Genomic DNA, 19,934 nt, shown 5'->3' with positions numbered 1-19,934 from the left:
CGTCGATGCGAATGGCTCAGCCGCGGCGGGCCTTCAGCGCGGCCCAGCCGCCCGAAACCACCAGCGCCGCGATCAGCGACTTGACGATGTCGCCGGCGACGAAGGGCAGCATCCAGCCCGACAGCAGATCGGGGACCGACTTGCCCATCACCAGCGCCGGCCAGGCCAGGCCCGGCACGTAGATCAGCGCCGAGGCGAACAGCGCCACGGCCGCGGTCGGCACGAGGCCGCGCACACCCCGGTCGGCGGCGAAGCCCGCGACCCAGGCCATGGCCACGAAGCCGATGAGGAAGCCCGCGGTCGGGCCCAGCAGCGCCGCGGTCGAGCCGCCATGCGCGAAGACCGGCAGGCCCATCGCGCCTTCCAGCAGATAGGCCACCAGCGCCGCGGCGCCCAGCCGCGCGCCCAGCGCGAAGCCGACGGTCAGGATCGCCAGCGTCTGCAGCGTCATCGGCACCGGGAACATCGGCACCGCCACCTGCGCGGCGACAGCGATCAGCGCCGAGGCGCCAAGCACCAGCGCGGCGCGGCCCAGCCGGCTCTGCGCCGGGACGAGGGCTTTGGTCAGGGTCATTTCAGTGTCTCCTCTCGAAGCGCGACCTCGCGGGCCGTCTTGGCCGACCAGAAGCCCTGAACAGGCCACCGCTGTCAATCCCGAGGTGTCGCCGGGACGCCACGACCTTCGGACAGGCCCCGCCTTCCCGGGCACGCGTCCGGGAGGGACAAGGCTCCCTGCGCGCGCAGCACCGCGCAGCCTTCGCGCTCGCACGGCGTCAGGCTGCTGTCCCTGCTGCCGCCCGTTCGCGCCGCGGGCTACGGCCGACATCGGCTGCCACGGCGAGGCCACACCGACCCGCCCTCCCCTCCGCGAAGGACTGCGCGAGGCTCCCTGCGCGCAACGCAGCACCGCAGCGCCGCGCCCGGTCTGCCCTCGCCCGCCGTCCGGGTGCTATCCCTGCCGCCGCCCCCGCCCTTCGCGCTGCGGGCCGTGTACGACATCGACCGCCGCGGCAACGCCACACCCACCTGCCCTGGCAGCCGCGCAGGACTGCGCAAGGCTCCCTGCGCGCGCAGTATCGCAGCGCCAGGCCGCGTCCGCGCTCGCACGCCGTCAGCGCCCCGTGCTCCCGCGCCGCGGGCCACGGCTGTCCCCGGCCGCCCCGGCGACGTCAAGGCCCGCGCCCCATGGCGCCGCCGCGACAGCTTGCGCGGAGAGCGCGGCCATGCCATGCAACCGGCCATGACCGATACCGCCGCTCCCCCCCGTCTCGCTCTCGTCACCGGCGCCTCGCGTGGGCTCGGGGCGGCCCTGGCCGAAGCCCTTGCCGCGCGCGGCTGGCATGTGCTGGCCGTCGCCCGCACCACCGGCGCGCTCGAGGAACTTGACGACCGGATCCGCGCCGCCGGCGGCAGCGCGACGCTGGCGCCGATGGACGTGACCGAACCGGGCGCGATGACCCATCTCGCCGCCTCGCTGACCGCGCGCTGGGGCGGCCTCGGGCTCTGGGCGCATACGGCGATCCATGCCGCCCCGCTGACGCCTGCCGGCCATGTCGACGGCAAGGACCTGGCCAAGAGCCTTGCCTGCAACATCACCGCGACCGCGCATCTGATCTCGGTGCTGGAACCCGTTCTGCGCGCCTCGGGCGGCACCGCGATCGGCTTCGACGACCCGATGGCCGGCACCCGCTTCTCGGGGGCTTACGGCGCGACGAAAGCCGGGCAGATGGCGCTCTGGCGCGCCTGGGAGCAGGAGACCGCGAAGATCGGCCCCCGCGTCCTCACCGCGACGCCCGCGCCGATGCCCACCGCGATCCGCGCCCGCTTCTTCCCCGGAGAGGACCGCGCCCCCCTCGCCCCCTGCCGGGACGAGGCCGCGCGCCTGCTGACCGCCGCCGGCCTCTGAGGCGCCGCCTCCCCTTTTCGGCTTGGTCGAAATACTCCGGGGGAGCCCGGCACGGGCGGGGGCAGAGCCCCCTCTTTCCTCTTTCGCACTGGCCGAAATATCCCGGGGGCGAGGGGGCAGCGCCCCCTCTCAGCGCTCGGTCTTCTTCTCCCAGCGCCCGCCCTCTTCGCTCCAGTACTGGGCCGCGGCCCCGGCGCCGGTCAGGGCCCGCCACTGGTCGCGCGCCCGGCTCAGCGCCTCGCGATCAAGGCCGTCGAACAGGATCCAGACCCGCTCATGCGCAGCGATCTCGGCCGGGTCGACCTCGGCCCCGCCCACCGCCATCAGCGCTTGGGCGGGCCCAGCATCGGTCGCGCCCTCGGTGATCAGCACCGGCTGCAACGCGTCGTGCGGCCCGCCCGCGCGGCCATGCGGCAGGAAGCCAGCCGCCTCGCGCGTCCACAGCTGCTCGTCCAGCCGCGCCGCCAGCCGCGCGTCGGGACAGCGCAGCACCACGCGCCAGTCCTGGGCCAGCGCGCGCGACAGGATCGTCTCGACCGTGTCCTCGAGCGCCGAGTGGGTCAGGTGGTAGAACAGCGCGGGCATCAGCCCCGCTCGTAGCCGTCGGCGATCAGCCGGTTCAGCGCCATCACGCCCCAGCCGGTGGCGCCCTTCGGGGCCAGCGTCGTCTCGCCGGTCGGCAGGGCCACGCCGGCGATGTCGAGATGGATCCAGGGCATGCCCTCGGCGATGAAGCGCCCAAGGAACTGCGCCGCGGTGATCGAGCCCGCGGGGCGGCCGGCACTGTTCTTGATGTCGGCGAGCCGCGACTTGATCTTCGCGTCATAGGCCGGCCCCATCGGCATCCGCCAGGCGCCCTCGCCCTCGGCTTTGGCCGCGGCGAGGAAGGCCCCCGCGAAGGCGTCGTCATTCGAGAAGACGCCCGCGTTCTCGTGCCCCAGCGCCACGATGATCGCGCCGGTCAGGGTGGCCAGATCGACGATGCCCGAGGGCTTGAAGCGTTCCTGCGTATACCAGAGCACGTCGGCCAGCACGAGCCGCCCCTCGGCATCGGTGTTGATCACCTCGATCGTGTCGCCCTTCATCGAGGTCACGATGTCGCCCGGGCGCTGCGCGCGGCCGTCGGGCATGTTCTCGACAAGGCCCACCAGACCCACGACATTCGCGCGCGCCTTGCGCAGGGCGAGCGTGCGCATCACGCCCGCCACGACCCCGGCGCCGCCCATGTCCATCGTCATCTCTTCCATGCCGGCGGCGGACTTTATCGAGATCCCGCCGGTGTCGAACACGACGCCCTTGCCGACCAGCGCCAGCGGCGCCTCGCCCTCGGGCCCGCCCTTCCACTGCATCACCACGACCTTCGAGGGGCTTTCCGAGCCCTGCCCAACGCCCAGAAGCGCGCGCATGCCCAGCTTCTCGAGCTCCTCCTCCTCGAGGATCTCGACCTCGAGCCCCAGCTCGCCCATCGCGGCCAGCCGCGCGGCGAAATCGTAGGTGGTCAGCACGTTGGCGGGTTCGTTGGTCAGATCGCGGGTAAAGAACACGCCCTCGGCCAGCGCGGCCAGCGGGCGCGCGGCCTCGGCCACCGCCTCGGGCTTGGCGGTGACGAAGGTCACGGCGCCCGGCGCGGTCTTCTCGCCCGACTTGTAGATGTCGAAATCATAGGCCCGCAGCGCGCAGCCGAACGAGATCTCCGCCGCGCGCGGATGCGCGCCGGCCAGCACCGTGGCGCCGCCCGCGCCAAGGCTGCGGCCGATCGCGGCCCCGGCCTTGCGCGCCGCCGCCACCTCGGCCTTGCGGTCGAGCCGGATCACCTGCACCGCCTCTGCCGCCAGCCCCGCGGGCCAGCCAAGATCCGCCGCGTCGCCATTGCCCAGCTTGGCGAAGGCCGGCGAGGCGGCGAAGCGCGCAAGCGCGCCCTTCATCAGCCGGTCGAGCTTGCGGGCCAGCGGGTCGAGCGCGCCACCCTCGGGCAGGAAGACCGCGATGCGCCCGGTGACCGCGGCGAGATCGAGGGCTTCGGCCTCGCGGAAGGAAATGGCGGGCGGAACGGTCATGGGCGCACCTCGGGGCTGGGATCTGTCAGGCGTGGAGGGGGACGCGACCGGCGCGCCCGCCTCGGGGCCGGGCCATAGGCGGTCCGGCGCCGGGGACCCTAGCCGCTCGGCCCGGGCATGGCCAGATAGCAGTTTTCCCCCGCGCCGGTTTCGGCTAGCAAGGGAAAAAACACTCTAGGGGCAGCAGAGGACGGGCCGTGGCGAGATTCGACAGATACATGCTGTCGCAGCTGATGGCGCTGTTCGGCTTCTTCGCGCTGATCCTCGTGTCGATCTATTGGATCAACCAGGCCGTCGCGCTGTTCGAGCAGCTGATCTCGGACGGGCAGTCGGCGATGGTCTTCGTGCGCTTCTCGGCGCTGACCCTTCCCAACGTGATCCGCCTCGTGCTGCCGGTCGCGGCCTTCGTCGCCGCGGTCTATGTCACCAACCGGCTGTCGGCGGAAAGCGAGCTGACGGTGATGCAGGCCACCGGCTTCTCGCCCTGGCGGATGGCGCGGCCGGCGGTCTATTTCGGCGCGATCGTGGCGGCGCTGCTGCTGGTGCTGACCCATGTGCTGGTGCCCGCGACCCGGGGCGAGCTGGCGACGCAACGCTTCCAGATCGCCAACGACGCCACCGCGAAGCTGCTGGTCGAGGGCAGCTTCCAGCACCCCGCCAAGGGCATCACCATCTATATCCGCGAGGTCGCGACCGACGGGCAGCTGCATGACGTCTACATCTCGGACGCGCGCGACCCGGCCAGCCGCACCTCGTATTTCGGCAAGCGCGCGCTGCTGGCCCGCGACGACACCGGCCCGAAGCTGATCATGTTCGAGGGCATGGCCCAGACCTACAGCCCCGACAACCGGCGGCTGGCGGTCACGCATTTCACCGATTTCACCTATGACATCGGCGCGCTGATCACCCAGACCGAGCGCGGCACCATCGACATCCGCGAGTTGTCGACGATGCGGCTGGTGGCCGAGGATCCGGCCGATCTCGCGCTGACGGAATCGACGGTGCACGAATTCCGGGTCGAGGCGCAAAGCCGCATCGCCCAGCCGCTGACCGCGGCGGCGCTGGCAGTGCTGGGCGTGGCCACGATGCTGACCGCGGGCTTCAGCCGCTTCGGCAATGCCCGCACCATCGGCCTGTCCGTGCTGCTGGCGATCCTCGTGCAGCTGGCGGCCAATGTCGGCACGCAGCTGGCCGACAAGGAGGACGGTCTGGCCGCTGCCGTCTACCTGCCGGTGCTGGTGGGCGCGGTGATCGACTGCCTGCTGCTGTGGTGGGCCGGGCGGCCGCGCCGGGTGCCGGCGATGGCAGCGCCCGCGCAGGGGGCCACGGCATGACCCTGTCGCTTTACATCGCCAAGCGCTTCCTGAAGATCTTCCTCGGGGTCTTCGCCGTCTTCCTCGCGATCCTGTTCCTGATCGACATGATCGAGAAGGTGCGCGACTTCGGCGTCGACATCGGGCTGTCGGGCGCCGCGCATCTGGCCGCGCTCGACGCGCCGGCGGGGATCTACCGGATCCTGCCGCTGGTGATGATCCTGGCCTCGATCGCGCTCTGCCTCGCGCTCGCCCGCTCGTCGGAACTGGTGGTGATCCGCGCCTCGGGCCGCTCGGCGCTTCGCGCGCTGGTGCCGCCGGTCGCGACCGCCTTCCTGCTGGGGCTGGTCGCGGTCAGCTTTGGCAACCCGATCGTCGCCGCCACCCAGCGCCAGGCCGACATCCTGTCCGCGCGCTACAGCGGTCAGGACCGCTCGGCCCTGTCGATCACCTCGGAAGGGCTCTGGCTGCGTCAGGGCGGCCCCGAGGGACAGTCGGTGATCCATGCCACCCGCTCGAACAGCGACGGAACCGAGCTGAAGGGGGCGACCTTCCTCGCCTTCTCGCCCGATGCCGGCCCGATCAAGCGCGTCGACGCGGCGCGCGCGGTGCTGGCGAACGGGGCCTGGCAGCTGACCGACGTCAAGGAATGGGACCTGACCAGCGACAACCCGGAACGGGACGCCAAGGTGGTGCCCTCGCTGGTGATCCCCTCGCCGCTGACCGCCTCGGGCATCCGCGACAGCTTCGGCGCCCCGTCCGAGATCGGCATCTGGCAGCTGCCGGGCTTCATCCAGGGGCTGGCCGATGCCGGCTTCTCGACCCGCCGCCACGCCGTCTGGTTCCAGATGGAACTGGCGCTGCCGCTGCTGCTGTCGGCGATGGTGCTGCTGGGCGCGGGCTTCACCATGCGCCACGCCCGCTTCGGCGGCACCGGCATGCTGGTGCTGCTGGCCGTGGGTGCCGGCTTCGCGATCTTCTTCCTGCGCAATTTCGCGCAGGTGCTGGGCGAGAACGGGCAGATCCCGGTGACGCTGGCGGCCTGGAGCCCGCCGCTCGCCGCGGTGCTGCTCTCGCTCGGTCTGCTGCTTCACCTGGAGGACGGCTGATGCGTCGTTTCGCGTTTTCCGCCCTTGCGGCGCTTCTGCTGGGCACGGCCATCGCCGCCTATGCCCAGGACACCGGCGGCAGCGATGCCCCGGCCTCGCTGGTCGCCGACACGGTGTTCGTCGATCCCGACGGCAAGCTGACCGCGACCGGCCATGTCGAGGTCTTCCAGGGCAGCCGCCGCCTGTCGGCGGACAAGGTGGTCTACGATCCCGACAGCGAGCGCATCGCCATCGACGGCCCGATCACGATGATCGAGGCCGACGGCAGCGAGATCATCCTCGCCGACGAGGGCGACCTGTCGCGCGACATGTCCGACGGCATCCTCAAGGGCGCGCGGATGGTGCTGGACCGCCAGCTGCAGATCTCGGCCAACGAGCTGGCGCGCGTCGACAGCCGCTACACCCGCGCGACGCGGGTGCGCGCCTCATCCTGCGAGGTCTGCGCCTCGAACCCGACGCCGCTGTGGGAGATCCGCGCGACCCGCGTCACCCATGACACCGTGGAAAAGCAGATCTACTACGAGAACGCGCAGTTCCGCGTCGTCGGCGTGCCGGTGTTCTGGACGCCGCGCCTGCGCACCCCCGACCCGACGGTCGAACGCGCCCGCGGCTTCCTCGCGCCCTCGATCCGCGCGACCACCTCGCTGGGCACCGGGGTCAAGCTGCCGTATTTCATCCCGCTGGGGGCCGACAAGGACATCACCCTGACGCCCTACCTCTCGGCCGGCACCCGCACGGTCGAGCTGCGCTATCGCCAGGCCTTCCGCCGCGGCTCGGTCGAGTTCAACGGCGCCTTCACCCGCGACGACCTTGAAAGCGACACCCGCGGCTACCTGTTCGGATCGGGCAGCTTCCGCCTGCCCGCCGACTACCGGCTGAGCTTCGGGGTGCAATATGCCTCGGACGCCTCGTATCTGTCGGACTACGGCTATTACGACGACGTCGACCGGCTGACGAATTCGGTCGCGGTCAGCCGGGTGCGGCGCAACGAATACATCCTCGGCACGGTCCGCCACTACGAGACGCTGCGCAACAACGAGAAGAACGCGACGATCCCCTCGGTCGTCACCGACACGCTCTGGCACCGTCGCTTCGCCCCGGCCCTGCTGGGCGGCGAGGGCGGGCTGAAGTTCACCACCCATACCCACCGCCGCAGCTCGGGCGAGGACGTGATCGGCCGCGACGTCGCCTCGAGCGCGATCACCGGCGACTGGCGGCGCAACTGGGTCCTGTCGAACGGCATGGTCGTCTCGAGCCTTGCCGACCTGACCGCCGACATCTACCGCATCGGCGACGACAGCACCTATGACGACACGATCAGCCGCGGTTACGGCACCCTCGGGGTCGAGCTGCGCTGGCCCTTCCTGCGCGCCGCGACCGAGCCCGACGGCTCGTCCTGGCTGGTCGAGCCGATCGCCCAGCTGGCCTGGAGCCCGCGCTCGGGCGCCGAGGTGCCGAACGAGGACAGCACCCTGGTCGAGTTCGACGAGGGCAACCTGTTCTCGCTCGACCGCTATCCGGGCAGCGACGCCTACGAACGCGGCTTGCGCGCCAACCTCGGCGTCGGGGTCACCCGGCTGGACATGAACGGCTCGACCTTCAACCTGACCTTCGGCCGGGTGTTCCGCTCCGAGGATCTGGACCAGTTCAGCACCTCGACCGGGCTCGACGGCGTCACCTCGGACTGGATGGTCTTCACGCAATATGCGGCCGACTGGGGCTTCTCGGTGTCGAACCGGGCGGTGGTGTCGGACGGGATGGACTTCTCGCGCGACGAGCTGCGGGTGATCTGGAACCGCGACAAGCTCGACCTCGGCACCAGCTACACCTGGCTTGCCGAGGATGCCGAGGAACGCCGCAACGGCGCGACTTCCGAACTGGCCGTCGATGCGGCCTGGGACGTCTCGGACCGCTGGCGCACGACGCTGCAGAACCGCTATGACTTCGAGGCCAACCGCGCCTCGAAGACGAAGATCGGCCTGCAGTATTTCACCGAGTGCGTGACGGTCGAACTTTCGGCCTCGCGCCGCTACACAAGCTCCGATACTGTGCGCCCGACCACGAGCTTCAACCTCGGCGTCGAGCTTGCGGGCTTCGGCGCCAACACCCGCGGCAACGCGGCGCTGCGCCGCTGCAGCGGCTGAGGCCGGCGGACCAAGACCCCGGGCACCGCACGGCGCCCGCAACAGGCCCGGAGGCAGCCGGGCCACGACAGGACAGAGCAGGACGAACCGATGCGTGACACCTTCTCCCTCGCGGGCACCCTAACCGCCGCGGTTCCGGCCCTGGCGCTGGCCGCGGTCCTGGCGCTGGCGGCACCCGCCCCGGTGGCGGCGCAGGGCACCTTCCAGCCGCTCGTCTATGTCAACGGCTCGGCCGTCACCGTGTTCGAGCTGCAGCAGCGCGAGCGGTTCCTGACCCTGCTGAATGCCCCGCCCGAGCTTGTCACCGGCTCGCGCCAGGCGCTGATCGACGAGCGCCTGCGCGCCCAGGCGGCGGCCCAGGGCGACGTGAAGGTCAACCCCGAAGAGCTGCAGGCCGCGATGGAACAGTTCGCCTCGCGCGCGAACATGTCCGCCGACCAGTTCGTGACCGAGCTGGGCAAGGCCGGCGTCGCCGAACAGACCTTCCGCGACTTCCTCTCGGCGCAGATCCTGTGGCGCGACACGGTGCGCGCCCGCTTCCGCTCGCAGGTCACCGTCACCGACCGCGACGTCGACCGCGCCGCGCACGAGATCGACCAGCCGATCGACATGCCCCCGGGCACCCGCGTGCTGCTGTCCGAGATCATCGTGCGCCGCGGCCAGGACGAAGACGCGCGCGCCAAGACCCTGATCGACCGCGTGGCCACGCTGACCAAAACCCCGGCGCAGTTCGCGGCCTCGGCCCGCCAGTATTCCTCGGCGGCAAGCCGTGGCGACAGCGGCAAGCTGGAATGGATGCCGCTCGAGAACCTGCCGCCGGAAGTCCGCGGCACCGTCGCCGGGCTGAAGCCCGGCCAGATCTCGGCCCCGATCCATGCCGGACCCGGCACCTGGGCGATGTTCCTGCTGCACGAGCGCCGCGAAGAGAAGGGCCTGCTGCCCGAGGGGGTCGAGGCGCTCAGCTATGCCGAATACCTGATCCCCGGCGGCCGCTCGCCGCAGGCGCTGGCCGAGGCCGAGAAGCTGCGCGCCCGCGTCACCAGCTGCGACGACCTCTACGCGGTCAACAAGGGCCAGCCGGCCGAGCGGCTGAACTTCGCCACCGCCTCCTCGGCCAGCCTGCCGGCCGACCTGCGCGCCGAACTTGGGCGGCTCGACGCCGGCGAGGCCTCGACCGGCCTCACCCGCGGCAACGCGCTGGTCTTCCTGATGCTCTGCTCGCGCGGCAAGCTGATGGACACCACGACCGTGCCGCGCACCGCGCTGAAGAGCCGGCTCGAAGGCGAGCAGCTGACCCAGCTTGCCGAGGCCTGGATGGCCGAACTGCGCGCCACCGCGGTGATCCGGGAGCCGTGATGACCGCCCAGAAGCCTGCCGAGACCGCGCCCGTCGCCCTGACCTGCGGCGATCCCGCCGGCGTCGGCCCCGAGATCGCCGCCCGCGCCCGCGAGGTTCTGGGCGCGCGCCTGCCGTTCTTTTGGATCGGCGATCCCCGCCACCTGCCCCGCGGCACCCGCCATGCCGAGATCGCCCATCCGCACGAGGCGCTCTCGACGCCCTCGGCGATCCTGCCGGTGCTGCGCCACGACTTTCCCGAAGACGCCGTCCCGGGCGAGCCCTCGCTGGCCAATGCCCCGGCGGTGGTCGAGGTCATCGCCCGCGCGGTGAAGCTCGTCGAAACCGGCGCCGCCTCGGCGGTCTGCACCGCCCCGATCTCGAAGAAGGTGCTGAAGGACGGCGCGGCCTTCGCCCATCCCGGACACACCGAATATCTCGCGCATCTGGCCGGCGTCGACCGGGTGGTGATGATGCTGGCCTGCGAGGGCCTGCGCGTGGTGCCGACCACGATCCACATCCCGCTCTGCGAGGTTCAGGCCCAGCTCACCCCGGACCTGCTGTCGGACACGATCCGCATCACCCATGCCAGCCTGATCCGCGACTTCGGGATCGAGGGGCCGCGCATCGCCGTGGCGGGGCTCAACCCGCATGCGGGCGAGGGCGGCGCGATGGGCCGCGACGAGATCGACCGCATCACCCCGGTGCTCGACGCGCTGCGGGCCGAGGGCTATGCGCTCTCGGGCCCGCTGCCCGCCGACACGATGTTCCACGCCGCCGCCCGCGCCCGCTATGACGCGGCGGTCTGCATGTATCACGACCAGGCGCTGATCCCGATCAAGACCATCGACTTCGCCGGCGGCGTGAACGTGACGCTGGGCCTGCCCTTCATCCGCACCTCGCCCGACCACGGCACCGCCTTCGACATCGCTGGCCAGGGCCGCGCCGATCCTTCAAGCCTTATCGCCGCCCTCAAAATGGCGGTCGAGATGGCCGCCGCCCGCGCCAACCGCCCGGCCTGAACCGCTTTCGCTTTCTCATTGGCCCAAATATCCTCGGGGGTCCGGGGGCAGACAGCCCCCGGCCTTCCCAGCTGCATCCCCCGCCTGCATCCAAGGACCGGCACATGCCCGCGATCGACAGCCTCCCCCCTCTGCGCGAGGTGATCGCCACCCATGGCCTGCAGGCCAAGAAGCAGCTCGGCCAGAACTTCCTTCTCGACCTCAACCTCACCGCCCGGATTGCCCGCGCAGCGGGCGACCTTGCCGGCCATGACGTGCTCGAGGTCGGCCCCGGCCCCGGCGGCCTGACCCGCGGCCTTCTGGCCGAGGGCGCGCGCCGCGTCGTCGCGGTCGAAAAGGACAGCCGCTGCCTGCCGGCGCTGGCCGAGATCGCCGCGGTCTACCCGGGCCGGCTCGAGGTGATCTCGGGCGACGCGCTCGAGATCGACGAGGGCAAGCTGCTGAACGGCCCGTGGAAGGTCGTGGCGAATCTGCCCTACAACGTGGGCACCGAGCTTCTGGTGCGCTGGCTGACGCCGCCCGCCTGGCCGCCGGCCTGGTCGTCGCTGACGCTGATGTTCCAGAAGGAGGTGGCCGAGCGGATCGTCGCAAAGCCCGGCTCCAAGGCCTATGGCCGGCTCGCGATCCTTGCGCAGTGGCGGGCGGATGCGAAGATCGCTTTGACCCTGCCGCCCGAGGCCTTCACCCCGCCGCCGAAGATCCATTCCGCCGTCGTGCATCTGACCGCGCTGCCGGAACCGCGCTATCCCGCCGATGCCGCGATCCTGTCGCGCGTGGTGGCCGCGGGCTTCAACCAGCGCCGCAAGATGCTGCGCGCCTCGCTGCGCGGCGTCGCCCCCAACATCGAGCCCCTGCTCGAGGCCTCAGGCATCGCCCCCACGGCGCGCGCCGAGGAGATCGGGCTCGAGGCCTGGTGCCGGCTCGCCCGCGCCCTCGTCCCCCCCGGCTGAGGCCCCCGGCTCAGACTCAGCGTCTGGCTCCGAAGGTGCCTCCGGGCTTGCCCCGGGCGTCTCTGCGCGAAACCGCGCGATCCAGTCGCGGTTGACCGCGTCCGACAGCACCGCGACCTCGGGCGCGACCGGCGCCGTGGGCGGGCGGCCCAGCCGGGCGCAGATCGCGGCCAGCGCCGCCTGCGGGTCCGCGGCAAGATCCTCGTAGTCCAGCACCAGCGGCGTGACGCCCTCGGCCCGGAACCAGCGCGCCCAGCGCGCGGTGCCGACCGCCAGCCGGGCCTTGGCGCGGGCGATGGCGGGCGCGTCATAGACCGGCTCGGCCGGGGGCGAGAGCCGCTCGACCTCGGTGCCGTCCGGCGCCCGGTGCCAGAGCCCGGTCTGCCCCGCCTTCACCAGCGAGACCGCCTGCGCCAGCCGGTCGCGGCGGACGAGATGCAGGAAGACCGGCGCGCCAAGGGCGGCAGCGATCGCCTGCGCCTCGCCCGGGCTGTCGGGATGGGTGGCGCGGGCCAGCGTGACCAGCCGTGGCAGGTCGTCGGCCATCAGCCGCATGCCGAAGACCGCGCCCCCGTCGCGGCCGAGGCTTTTGACGGGGCTGCGCCCCGCCCAGCGCACCGCCGCCAGCATCGCCGCGGCATGTTCGGGATCGGCCGGATTGCCGCCGGGCGGCAGGCCCCAGCGGCGGCGCCACTCGGGCGCGGGATCGGGCATCAGGAACGAGTCGGGACGGCCGAGGCCCGCCGCGGTCAGCAGCGAGCAGAGCAGCGTGCTGCCGCTGCGGGGCGTCGTGCACAGAAGGAAACTCGCCATCGCGGCCATACTGGCGTCGATTCACGGCAGGGGAAAGGCGCGCGAGGCGCAGAACCGGGGCAGCGCGCCGCCCCGGTCCGGAAGGCGATCGGGCGTCAGCTCTCGTCGCCCGAGACGCTCTCGGGGGCGGATTCCGACTTCGGGCGGCGCGGACGGCGCGCGCGCGGCGCGGCGCCTTCGGCAGCCGGTGCCGGCGACGCGTCGGCGGGGGCCTCTGCGGCGGCCTCGCCCTCGGCGGGCTTCGCCGCCTTCGGCGCGCGGCCGCGGCGGGGCTTCGGCGCCTCGGCAGGGACGTCCGCGGCACTGTCCTCGGACAGCGGGGGCATCGGCGGCATCAGCCCGCCGGACTGGGCGACCGGCGCGGCGACAGGCGCCGCGGCGGGCACCACCGGCGCGGCTTCGGCGCGGGCCTCGGGCGTCTCGACCAGGCCGCTGTCCTCGCCGCCCAGCTCGATCGCCGGCTGCAGGCCGGCGGCGGGCGCGGGCTCGCGCGGCGCATCGCGACGGTCGCGGCGCTCGTTGTGACGGTCGTTCTGGCGGTCGTTGCGCTCGCCGCGCTCGTGCTGGCGCTCGCCCCGATCGTTCTGGCGTTCGTTCTGGCGGTCGTTCTGGCGGTCGTTCTGCCGATCGCTCTGGCGCTCATGCTGCCGATCGTTCGAACGCTCGTTCTGGCGGCCTTCGTGCGGACGGTCGCCCCGATCCTGCCGCTGCTCGTTCTGGCGACCATCGTTCTGGCGACCATCGTTCTGGCGGCCATCGTTCTGGCGGGCCTCATAAGGGCGCTGATCGCCGTTCTGGCCACCAGTCTGGCCGGCGTTCTGGCCCCCACTCTGGCCGTGCGCGCCCTGCGGCTGGCCCTGACGGCCCTCCTGCTCGCGCGCAAGCTCGCGCTGCGCCTCGCCCAGCATGCGGGTGTAATGCTCGGCATGCTGCAGGAAGTTCTGTTCGGCGACGCGGTCGTTCGAGAGCTGCGCGTCACGCGCCAGCATCAGATACTTGTCGATGATCTGCTGCGGCGTGCCACGCACCTTGCCTTCGGGGCCGGAGCTGTCGAAGACGCGGTTGACGATGTTGCCGAGGGAACGCTGGCGGTTCGACTTGGAACGCGAACGGGACTTGGATGATCTCATGTGCTTTCGCTTGTTGCGGCCCTGCGGGGCGTCACTCTTGGCGCCTTCGGTTTGGCTTGCTGGCCGTTGGTCCGTCCATGCGGCGATGGGCTTCAGCCCCGGGAAGCAGTTCGCAGCGGCGTTGCCGGTCGCTGGCGAGGCTTATTGCTTTCGGGCGAAGCGCGCGGGAGGTCCTCTCCATCCCGTCACATCGACGGTCTATGCATGGCCGGACCCCACAGGGCAAGAGGATTCTGGGCTTTCTCCCAGCTTTTCCCCACAAAAGCGTCCGGATGCGACATCTTGCCCCGAACGCCGGTTGATCCGTGGCCAGACGCGCACCGACAAGGCCGGGCGCGGTTCAGGCCCGCCGGGCCGCGACGACGCGGTCCCTGCCATCGAGATCGGTGCGGATCGCCGTCACGTCAAGGCCCGCGGCGCGGAACAGGCTGGCCACCGCCTGCCCCTGCGTGGGCCCGATCTCGACCATCAGTCGCCCGCCCGGCGCCAGATGCGCCAACGCGCCGGCGGCAATCGCGCGATAGGCGTCCAGCCCGTCGCCGCCCGGGGTCAGCGCCATCGCGGGCTCCCAGTCGCGGACCTCGGGGGCGAGCCCCGCCATCTCGTCGGCCGCGATATAGGGCGGGTTCGACACGATCAGGTCGAATTCGCCCTGCACGGCCGCGAACCAGTCAGACAGGCCGAACTCGGCCCGCCCGTCCAGCCCCAGCGCGGCGGCATTGCCGCGCGCGACCTCGAGCGCGGCGGGCGACAGATCGAGCCCGAGGCCGCTGGTTCCGGGGCGTTCCGCCAGCAGCGTCAGCAGGATGCAGCCGGTGCCGGTGCCAAGGTCGAGCACCCGGCCGAAGGGGGCCGACAGCGCCTCGGACACCAGTTCCTCGGTTTCGGGCCGAGGGTCGAGCGTGTCGCGGGTGACGCGGAAGCTGCGCCCGTAGAACAGCCGCGCGCCGGTGATCTGGCTGACCGGCCGGCGGCGCAGGCGCTCTTCGAGATGCGCCGCGAAGGCCGCGGCCTGCATCGGCGTCAGGTCGTCGCCCATGTGCAGCGAGATGCGCTCGGCCGCGACGCCCAGCGCATGGGCCATCAGCCGGCGCGCGTCGCGGGCCGGATCCTCGATCCCGGCGGCGGAAAGCCCCGGCAGGGCCGCGCGGATCGCCTCGCTGACGCGGCGGACGCGGATCATCCCTGCCCCTCCATCGCCGCCAGCTTCTCGGCCTGATCCTGCGCGACCAGCGCGTCGATGATCGCGCCCAGATCGCCCTCCATGATCTGCCCCAGCGCGTAGAGCGTCAGGTTGATCCGGTGGTCGGTCATCCGGCCTTGCGGGAAGTTGTAGGTGCGGATCCGCTCCGAGCGGTCGCCCGAGCCCACCTGCGACTTGCGGTCGGCGGCCCGCGCCGCATCGGCGCGCGCGCGTTCGGCGTCGTAAAGCCGCGCGCGCAGCACCGCCATCGCGTTGGCGCGGTTCTGGTGCTGCGACTTCTCGGACGAGGTCACGATGATCCCGGTCGGAATGTGGGTGATCCGCACCGCCGAGTCGGTGGTGTTGACATGCTGCCCACCCGCACCCGAGGCGCGCATCGTGTCGATGCGGATGTCGCTGGCCGGAATGTCGATATCCACCTCGGCCGCCTCGGGCAGGACCGCCACGGTCGCGGCAGAGGTATGGATGCGCCCGCCCGATTCCGTTTCGGGCACCCGCTGCACGCGGTGGACGCCGGATTCGTATTTCAGCCGGGCGAATACGCCCTCGCCCGCGATCCGGGCCATGGCCTCCTTGACGCCGCCAAGCTCGGTCGCGGCATATTCCAGCAGCTGGAAGTCCCAGCCCTGCGCCTCGGCATGGCGCTGGTACATGCGCAGCAGGTCGCCCGCGAACAGCGCCGCCTCCTCGCCCCCGGTGCCGGGCCGGATCTCGAGGATCGCGGGCCGCGCATCCGCCGCATCCTTGGGCAGCAGCGCGATCCGCAGCCGCGCCTCCATCTCGGGGATCCGCGCCTTCAGCTGCGGGATCTCGTCCTCGGCCAGCGCCCGCATCTCGGGATCGGCCAGCATCGCCTCGGCCTCGGCCAGGTCGGTGCCCGCCTGCCGCCAGGCCGCGATTTCGGCCACGACGGGGCGCAACTCCGTGTATTCGCGGGACAGTTCGGCAATCTCGGCCGGGCTCGCACCTTCATTGAGCCGCGCCTCGAGGAAGGCGAAGCGACGGGTGATCTGGTCGAGCGTCTCGGCAGGCAACATGGCCCGGGGTCTAGCGCAGCTTCGCGCGCGAGGGAAGCGTTCACGCCGTTGCGATCCGGGCCGGGCCATGTCTGGACAGCGGGGCCGCGGCTGCTAGGCTCGCCCCGCGGCGGTCGCCCCCAGCGCCCGCGCGCGACCAGCAGGAAGAAGGAGAGGCGCGATGGCGCGGGATGTTGAAGCGCAGGACGAGGGCCTGGCGAAGGTGCTCGACCGGATCGACGCGGATCTGCCAGAGGCGGTGCAGCGGCTGATGGAACTGCTGCGCATTCCCTCGATCTCGACCGACCCGGCCTATCACGCCGACTCTGCCCGCGCCGCCGACTGGCTGCGCGACGATCTGGCCGCGATCGGCTTCGACGCCTCGGTCCGCCCGACGCCGGGCCAGCCGATGGTCATGGGCCGCGCCGAGGGCCCGGGCCGCCACATCCTGTTCTACGGCCATTACGACGTGCAGCCGGTCGACCCGCTGGAGCTGTGGTCGCGCGATCCCTTCGATCCGGTCGTGGAAGAGACCCCGGCCGGCCCGGTGATCCGCGCCCGCGGCGCCTCTGACGACAAGGGCCAGTTGATGACCTTCCTCGAGGCCTGCCGCGCCTGGAAGGCGGTGCATGGCCGGCTGCCCGGCAACCTGACGATCTTCCTGGAAGGCGAAGAGGAATCGGGCTCGCCCTCGCTGGTGCCGTTCATGCGCGAAAACGCGGCAGAACTGAAATCCGACCTCGCGCTGATCTGCGACACCGGGCTTTTCGCGGAAAAGCCCGCGATCGTGACCATGCTGCGCGGCCTTGCAGGGGACGAGGTGACGATCACCGCACCCTCGAAGGACCTGCATTCGGGCATGTACGGCGGGCTCGCCATGAACCCGATCCGGGTGCTGACGAAGATCCTCGGGCAGATGTTCGACGACGAGGGCCACATCACCATCCCCGGCTTCTACGACGACGTGCGCGAGCTGCCCGAGGCGATGCGCGCCCAGTGGCAGGGCCTCGGCTTCGACCACGCGGCCTTCCTCGACGACGTGGGCCTCTCGGTCCCGGCCGGCGAGCAGGACCGCACGCCGCTGGAAATGCTCTGGTCGCGGCCGACGGCCGAGATCAACGGGATCTGGGGCGGCTATCAGGGCGCGGGCTCGAAGACGGTGATCCCCTCGCAGGCCCATGCCAAGCTGACCTTCCGCCTGGTGCCGGGCATGGACCCCGACAAGGTGCAGGCCGCGTTCCGGGCTTGGGTCACCGCGCAGATCCCCGCCGATTGCGAGGTCGCGTTCAAGGGCAAGGCCGGCGCGCCGGCATCGGAGATGGAGATCGACGACCCGGCCTTCGAGGCGGCCCGCGCGGCATTGTCAGAGGAATGGGGCGTTCCGGCGGCCTTTGTCGGCTGCGGCGGCTCGATCCCGATCGCGGGGCATTTCAAGACCGTGCTCGACACCGACGCGATGCTGGTGGGCTTCGGCCGCGACGACGACCAGATCCACAGCCCGAACGAGAAATACGACCTGCGCTGCTTCCACAAGGGCATCCGCTCTTGGGCGCGGATCCTCGCGCGGATCGCGGGCTGAGCCGATGGTGCTGCGAGACGCCGGCCCCGAGGACCGCGCGGAATGGGAACGGCTGTGGGAGGCGTATCTGAGCTTCTACGGCAAGACCCTTGCGCCCGGTGTGACCGCATCCACCTGGGCTCGGGCACTGGACCCGAAGGTGCCGCTGGGGCTGATCCTGGCCGAAGCCACCGATGGCAGCCTGTCGGGCTTCGCCACCTATGTCGTGCATCCCTCGACCTGGGTGGCGGGTGACGACATCTACCTGGAAGACCTCTATGTCGATGCCGCGGCCCGCGGCCAGGGCCTCGGGCGGGCGCTGATCAACACCGTCGCCCGCCGGGGCCGCGGGCTCGACTGCACGCGGCTCTACTGGATGGCGGACGAGGGCAACGCCACGGCGCGACGGCTTTACGAGACCTATGCGCGGCCCGACGGGCATCTGCGGTATCGCTTCGACCTGTGAGCGGCGGCGCGCCGAAAAACAGGGTCGGGGGGCCGACGCGGCCCCCCGCGCCCCCCCCGGCTTTGGGGCACGGTCCAGAGGGCGCGCAAACGGCAAACGGCCGGACCCGCGAGGGACCGGCCGTTGGCAGGTAGGGTGAATGGCGCGGTTGACGGGGCTCGAACCCGCGACCCCCGGCGTGACAGGCCGGTACTCTAACCAACTGAGCTACAACCGCAATTCACCGTTCGATGGCGATCCTGGAGGCTGGCGCGGTTGACGGGGCTCGAACCCGCGACCCCCGGCGTGACAGGCCGGTACTCTAACCAACTGAGCTACAACCGCTTGCAGCCGCCCGGATCGCCGTCCGAACGTGGGGGGTTCTTAGGGTCTGCCGCGGATGGCGTCAAGCACCTCTGTGCGGGTTTCGGCAGGTTGCCGTTACGACCCCCTGCGCCCTTTACACCGCCGCCCCGCCGGGCTACCCACCGCGCCTTCCTCCCGCCGCCTTCCCGCGCCCAGACCGGAGCGTTCCCATGTCCCAGCCCGCCCTTTCCTCTGCCTGCGGTATCGACTTCGGCACCTCGAATTCCACCGTCGGCCTTGTCGAACAGGGCCGCGCGCGCCTGATCGCGCTGGAAGGCGACCAGCCCACCCTGCCCTCGGCGCTGTTCTGGGACGAAGAGGGCGGCCCGCCGCTGTTCGGGCGGGCCGCGGTCGCCGCCTATGTCTCGGGCGAGGACGGGCGGCTGATGCGCTCGCTCAAGTCGACGCTGGGCACCGGGCTCATCCGCGAATCCACCCGCATCGGCCGCCGCGCCGTGCCCTTCGCCGAGGTGATCTCGCGATTCTTCGGCCACCTGCGCGCCCGCCTCGATGCCGAGGCCGGCCAGCGCCTGACCCGCGCCGTGCTGGGCCGGCCCGTGCATTTCGTCGATGACGACCCCGAGGGCGACGCCGCCGCCGAGGCCGCGCTGGCCCGGATCGCCAAGGATCAGGGCTTCGACGAGGTCTCGTTCCAGTTCGAACCCCTCGCCGCGGCGCTGAGCTACGAGGCGACGCTCGCGCGCGAGGAGCTGGTGCTGATCGTCGACATCGGCGGCGGCACCTCGGACTTCTCGCTGATCCGGCTCTCGCCCGAGCGCGCGCGGGCGGCGGACCGGGCGGCGGACATCCTCGGCAATGACGGCATCCGCGTCGGCGGCACCGATTTCGACCGCCAGTTCTCGATGGCCGAGGTGATGCCCGAACTGGGCATGGACAGCACCACCGGCGGCGGTCGCGGCCGGATGCCGCGGCACTACTATGTCGATCTCGCGACCTGGGTGCGGATCAACATGGCCTATTCCCAGCGCAACGAGACCGACATCAAGGCGCTGCTGAAGGAAGCGGACGCGCCCGAGAAGGTGGCGCGGCTGCTCAGGGTGATCGAGACCCGCGCCGGCCACGCGCTGGCGATGGCGACCGAGGCCGCGAAGATCCGGCTGACCGCCGACGAGGCGACCCGGCTCGAGCTGCACGCGCTGACCGGCGGGCCGAATCCGGTGGTGACGCGCCCGCGGCTGGAAGCGGCGCTGGAAGCCCCGCTGGCCCGGATCTCCGAACGTATCGGCACGGTGCTGGCGCAGGCCGGGCTGCAGGCGGGGGCGATCGACACGGTGTTCCTGACCGGCGGCGCGGCGCAGCTGCCGGCGCTCGCCCGCGCGGTGGGCAGCGCCCTGCCCGACACGCGGCTCGCGACCGGCGACATGCTGGGCTCGGTCGGCACCGGCCTCGCGATCGAGGCCGCGCGCCGCTACGGCTGACGCCCCGGGCGGCCGCCGATCACCTGTCGGGCTCTGGCGGATGCAGCGCGGCAGCCCGTCACCGGCAAAGGCGCCGACCGAACGCGCGGCCCGGTCAACGCAACGCCCTGCGATCCGCTACCGGTCC

Annotated in this window: 16 protein-coding genes, 2 tRNA genes and 1 pseudogene; 10 read left to right on the top strand and 9 right to left on the bottom strand. The window is 71.7% G+C overall.

Annotation, left to right across the window (positions count from 1 at the left end; all coding sequences use genetic code 11):
* Positions 1–16 precede the first annotated feature (16 nt).
* Positions 17–574, bottom strand: a complete 558-nt coding sequence (locus V8J36_RS13600) for a biotin transporter BioY (protein ID WP_336467835.1) — start codon at positions 572–574, stop codon at positions 17–19.
* A gap of 666 nt (positions 575–1,240) precedes the next feature.
* On the opposite strand from V8J36_RS13600, the gene V8J36_RS13595 reads away from it, so the two are divergent.
* On the top strand, positions 1,241–1,906 hold the full coding sequence (locus V8J36_RS13595; protein WP_336467834.1) for an SDR family NAD(P)-dependent oxidoreductase: 666 nt from the start codon (positions 1,241–1,243) through the stop codon (positions 1,904–1,906).
* 129 nt (positions 1,907–2,035) lie between these two features.
* Here V8J36_RS13595 and V8J36_RS13590 read toward each other — a convergent pair whose 3' ends face one another.
* Positions 2,036–2,491 (bottom strand): DNA polymerase III subunit chi, encoded by a 456-nt coding sequence (locus V8J36_RS13590; protein ID WP_336467833.1) that lies wholly within the window; start codon positions 2,489–2,491, stop codon positions 2,036–2,038.
* Entirely contained in the window at positions 2,491–3,963 is a 1,473-nt protein-coding gene (locus tag V8J36_RS13585; protein WP_336467832.1) for a leucyl aminopeptidase, read from the bottom strand. Before V8J36_RS13585 ends, V8J36_RS13590 begins: the two co-directional genes overlap by 1 nt.
* Before the next feature lie 197 nt (positions 3,964–4,160).
* On the opposite strand from V8J36_RS13585, the gene lptF reads away from it, so the two are divergent.
* From lptF to rsmA, 6 genes are all read left to right on the top strand, one after another.
* Complete coding sequence (lptF, locus tag V8J36_RS13580; RefSeq protein WP_336467831.1) at positions 4,161–5,297, top strand: LPS export ABC transporter permease LptF; 1,137 nt, start codon at positions 4,161–4,163, stop codon at positions 5,295–5,297.
* A complete protein-coding gene (gene lptG, locus V8J36_RS13575) occupies positions 5,294–6,385 on the top strand; it encodes an LPS export ABC transporter permease LptG (RefSeq protein ID WP_336467830.1) in 1,092 nt (363 codons plus the stop codon). Before lptF ends, lptG begins: the two co-directional genes overlap by 4 nt.
* A complete protein-coding gene (locus V8J36_RS13570; protein WP_336467829.1) occupies positions 6,385–8,529 on the top strand; it encodes an LPS-assembly protein LptD in 2,145 nt (714 codons plus the stop codon). The genes lptG and V8J36_RS13570 overlap by 1 nt, the downstream gene beginning before the upstream one ends.
* 90 nt (positions 8,530–8,619) lie before the next feature.
* Positions 8,620–9,885: a peptidylprolyl isomerase gene (locus V8J36_RS13565; RefSeq protein WP_336467828.1), complete on the top strand. Its 1,266-nt coding sequence runs from the start codon at positions 8,620–8,622 to the stop codon at positions 9,883–9,885.
* Complete coding sequence (gene pdxA / locus V8J36_RS13560) at positions 9,885–10,886, top strand: 4-hydroxythreonine-4-phosphate dehydrogenase PdxA (protein ID WP_336467827.1); 1,002 nt, start codon at positions 9,885–9,887, stop codon at positions 10,884–10,886. The genes V8J36_RS13565 and pdxA overlap by 1 nt, the downstream gene beginning before the upstream one ends.
* A 104-nt stretch (positions 10,887–10,990) precedes the next feature.
* On the top strand, positions 10,991–11,836 hold the full coding sequence (gene rsmA / locus V8J36_RS13555; protein WP_336467826.1) for a 16S rRNA (adenine(1518)-N(6)/adenine(1519)-N(6))-dimethyltransferase RsmA: 846 nt from the start codon (positions 10,991–10,993) through the stop codon (positions 11,834–11,836).
* On the opposite strand, the gene V8J36_RS13550 is transcribed toward rsmA, so the two are convergent.
* From V8J36_RS13550 to prfA, 4 genes and pseudogenes are all read right to left on the bottom strand, one after another.
* Positions 11,750–12,649, bottom strand: coding sequence for a Stf0 family sulfotransferase (locus V8J36_RS13550; protein WP_336467825.1), 900 nt, complete (start codon positions 12,647–12,649; stop codon positions 11,750–11,752). The genes rsmA and V8J36_RS13550 overlap by 87 nt on opposite strands.
* A gap of 881 nt (positions 12,650–13,530) precedes the next feature.
* Positions 13,531–13,779, bottom strand: a pseudogene (locus tag V8J36_RS22875) (DUF4167 domain-containing protein); the annotation flags it as partial.
* A gap of 340 nt (positions 13,780–14,119) precedes the next feature.
* On the bottom strand, positions 14,120–14,962 hold the full coding sequence (gene prmC / locus V8J36_RS13540; RefSeq protein ID WP_336467823.1) for a peptide chain release factor N(5)-glutamine methyltransferase: 843 nt from the start codon (positions 14,960–14,962) through the stop codon (positions 14,120–14,122).
* Positions 14,959–16,020 (bottom strand): peptide chain release factor 1, encoded by a 1,062-nt coding sequence (prfA, locus tag V8J36_RS13535; protein WP_336467822.1) that lies wholly within the window; start codon positions 16,018–16,020, stop codon positions 14,959–14,961. Before prfA ends, prmC begins: the two co-directional genes overlap by 4 nt.
* 160 nt (positions 16,021–16,180) lie before the next feature.
* On the opposite strand from prfA, the gene V8J36_RS13530 reads away from it, so the two are divergent.
* Positions 16,181–17,578, top strand: a complete 1,398-nt coding sequence (locus V8J36_RS13530; RefSeq protein WP_336467821.1) for a M20/M25/M40 family metallo-hydrolase — start codon at positions 16,181–16,183, stop codon at positions 17,576–17,578.
* 4 nt (positions 17,579–17,582) lie between these two features.
* Positions 17,583–18,023: a GNAT family N-acetyltransferase gene (locus V8J36_RS13525; RefSeq protein WP_336467820.1), complete on the top strand. Its 441-nt coding sequence runs from the start codon at positions 17,583–17,585 to the stop codon at positions 18,021–18,023.
* Between the two features lie 140 nt (positions 18,024–18,163).
* Here V8J36_RS13525 and V8J36_RS13520 read toward each other — a convergent pair.
* Positions 18,164–18,240: transfer RNA gene (locus V8J36_RS13520), tRNA-Asp, on the bottom strand.
* 30 nt (positions 18,241–18,270) lie between these two features.
* A tRNA-Asp gene (locus V8J36_RS13515) sits at positions 18,271–18,347 on the bottom strand.
* A 191-nt stretch (positions 18,348–18,538) separates the two neighbouring features.
* On the opposite strand from V8J36_RS13515, the gene V8J36_RS13510 reads away from it, so the two are divergent.
* Entirely contained in the window at positions 18,539–19,807 is a 1,269-nt protein-coding gene (locus tag V8J36_RS13510; RefSeq protein ID WP_336467819.1) for an Hsp70 family protein, read from the top strand.
* Positions 19,808–19,934: the final 127 nt, after the last annotated feature.

This window comes from Frigidibacter sp. MR17.14 (assembly GCF_037095735.1).
Lineage (GTDB): Bacteria > Pseudomonadota > Alphaproteobacteria > Rhodobacterales > Rhodobacteraceae > Frigidibacter.
This window is presented reverse-complemented; position numbering and strand designations above follow the sequence as displayed.

Coding starts and splice junctions, on each gene's coding strand:
- V8J36_RS13600 (WP_336467835.1), bottom strand. CDS start 574: ATGACCCTGACCAAAGCCCTCGTCCCGGCGCAGAGCCGGCTGGGCCGC.
- V8J36_RS13565 (WP_336467828.1), top strand. CDS start 8,620: ATGCGTGACACCTTCTCCCTCGCGGGCACCCTAACCGCCGCGGTTCCG.
- V8J36_RS13530 (WP_336467821.1), top strand. CDS start 16,181: ATGGCGCGGGATGTTGAAGCGCAGGACGAGGGCCTGGCGAAGGTGCTC.
- V8J36_RS13525 (WP_336467820.1), top strand. CDS start 17,583: ATGGTGCTGCGAGACGCCGGCCCCGAGGACCGCGCGGAATGGGAACGG.
- V8J36_RS13590 (WP_336467833.1), bottom strand. CDS start 2,491: ATGCCCGCGCTGTTCTACCACCTGACCCACTCGGCGCTCGAGGACACG.
- prmC (WP_336467823.1), bottom strand. CDS start 14,962: ATGATCCGCGTCCGCCGCGTCAGCGAGGCGATCCGCGCGGCCCTGCCG.
- rsmA (WP_336467826.1), top strand. CDS start 10,991: ATGCCCGCGATCGACAGCCTCCCCCCTCTGCGCGAGGTGATCGCCACC.
- lptG (WP_336467830.1), top strand. CDS start 5,294: ATGACCCTGTCGCTTTACATCGCCAAGCGCTTCCTGAAGATCTTCCTC.
- prfA (WP_336467822.1), bottom strand. CDS start 16,020: ATGTTGCCTGCCGAGACGCTCGACCAGATCACCCGTCGCTTCGCCTTC.
- pdxA (WP_336467827.1), top strand. CDS start 9,885: ATGACCGCCCAGAAGCCTGCCGAGACCGCGCCCGTCGCCCTGACCTGC.
- V8J36_RS13585 (WP_336467832.1), bottom strand. CDS start 3,963: ATGACCGTTCCGCCCGCCATTTCCTTCCGCGAGGCCGAAGCCCTCGAT.
- V8J36_RS13510 (WP_336467819.1), top strand. CDS start 18,539: ATGTCCCAGCCCGCCCTTTCCTCTGCCTGCGGTATCGACTTCGGCACC.
- V8J36_RS13595 (WP_336467834.1), top strand. CDS start 1,241: ATGACCGATACCGCCGCTCCCCCCCGTCTCGCTCTCGTCACCGGCGCC.
- V8J36_RS13570 (WP_336467829.1), top strand. CDS start 6,385: ATGCGTCGTTTCGCGTTTTCCGCCCTTGCGGCGCTTCTGCTGGGCACG.
- V8J36_RS13550 (WP_336467825.1), bottom strand. CDS start 12,649: ATGGCGAGTTTCCTTCTGTGCACGACGCCCCGCAGCGGCAGCACGCTG.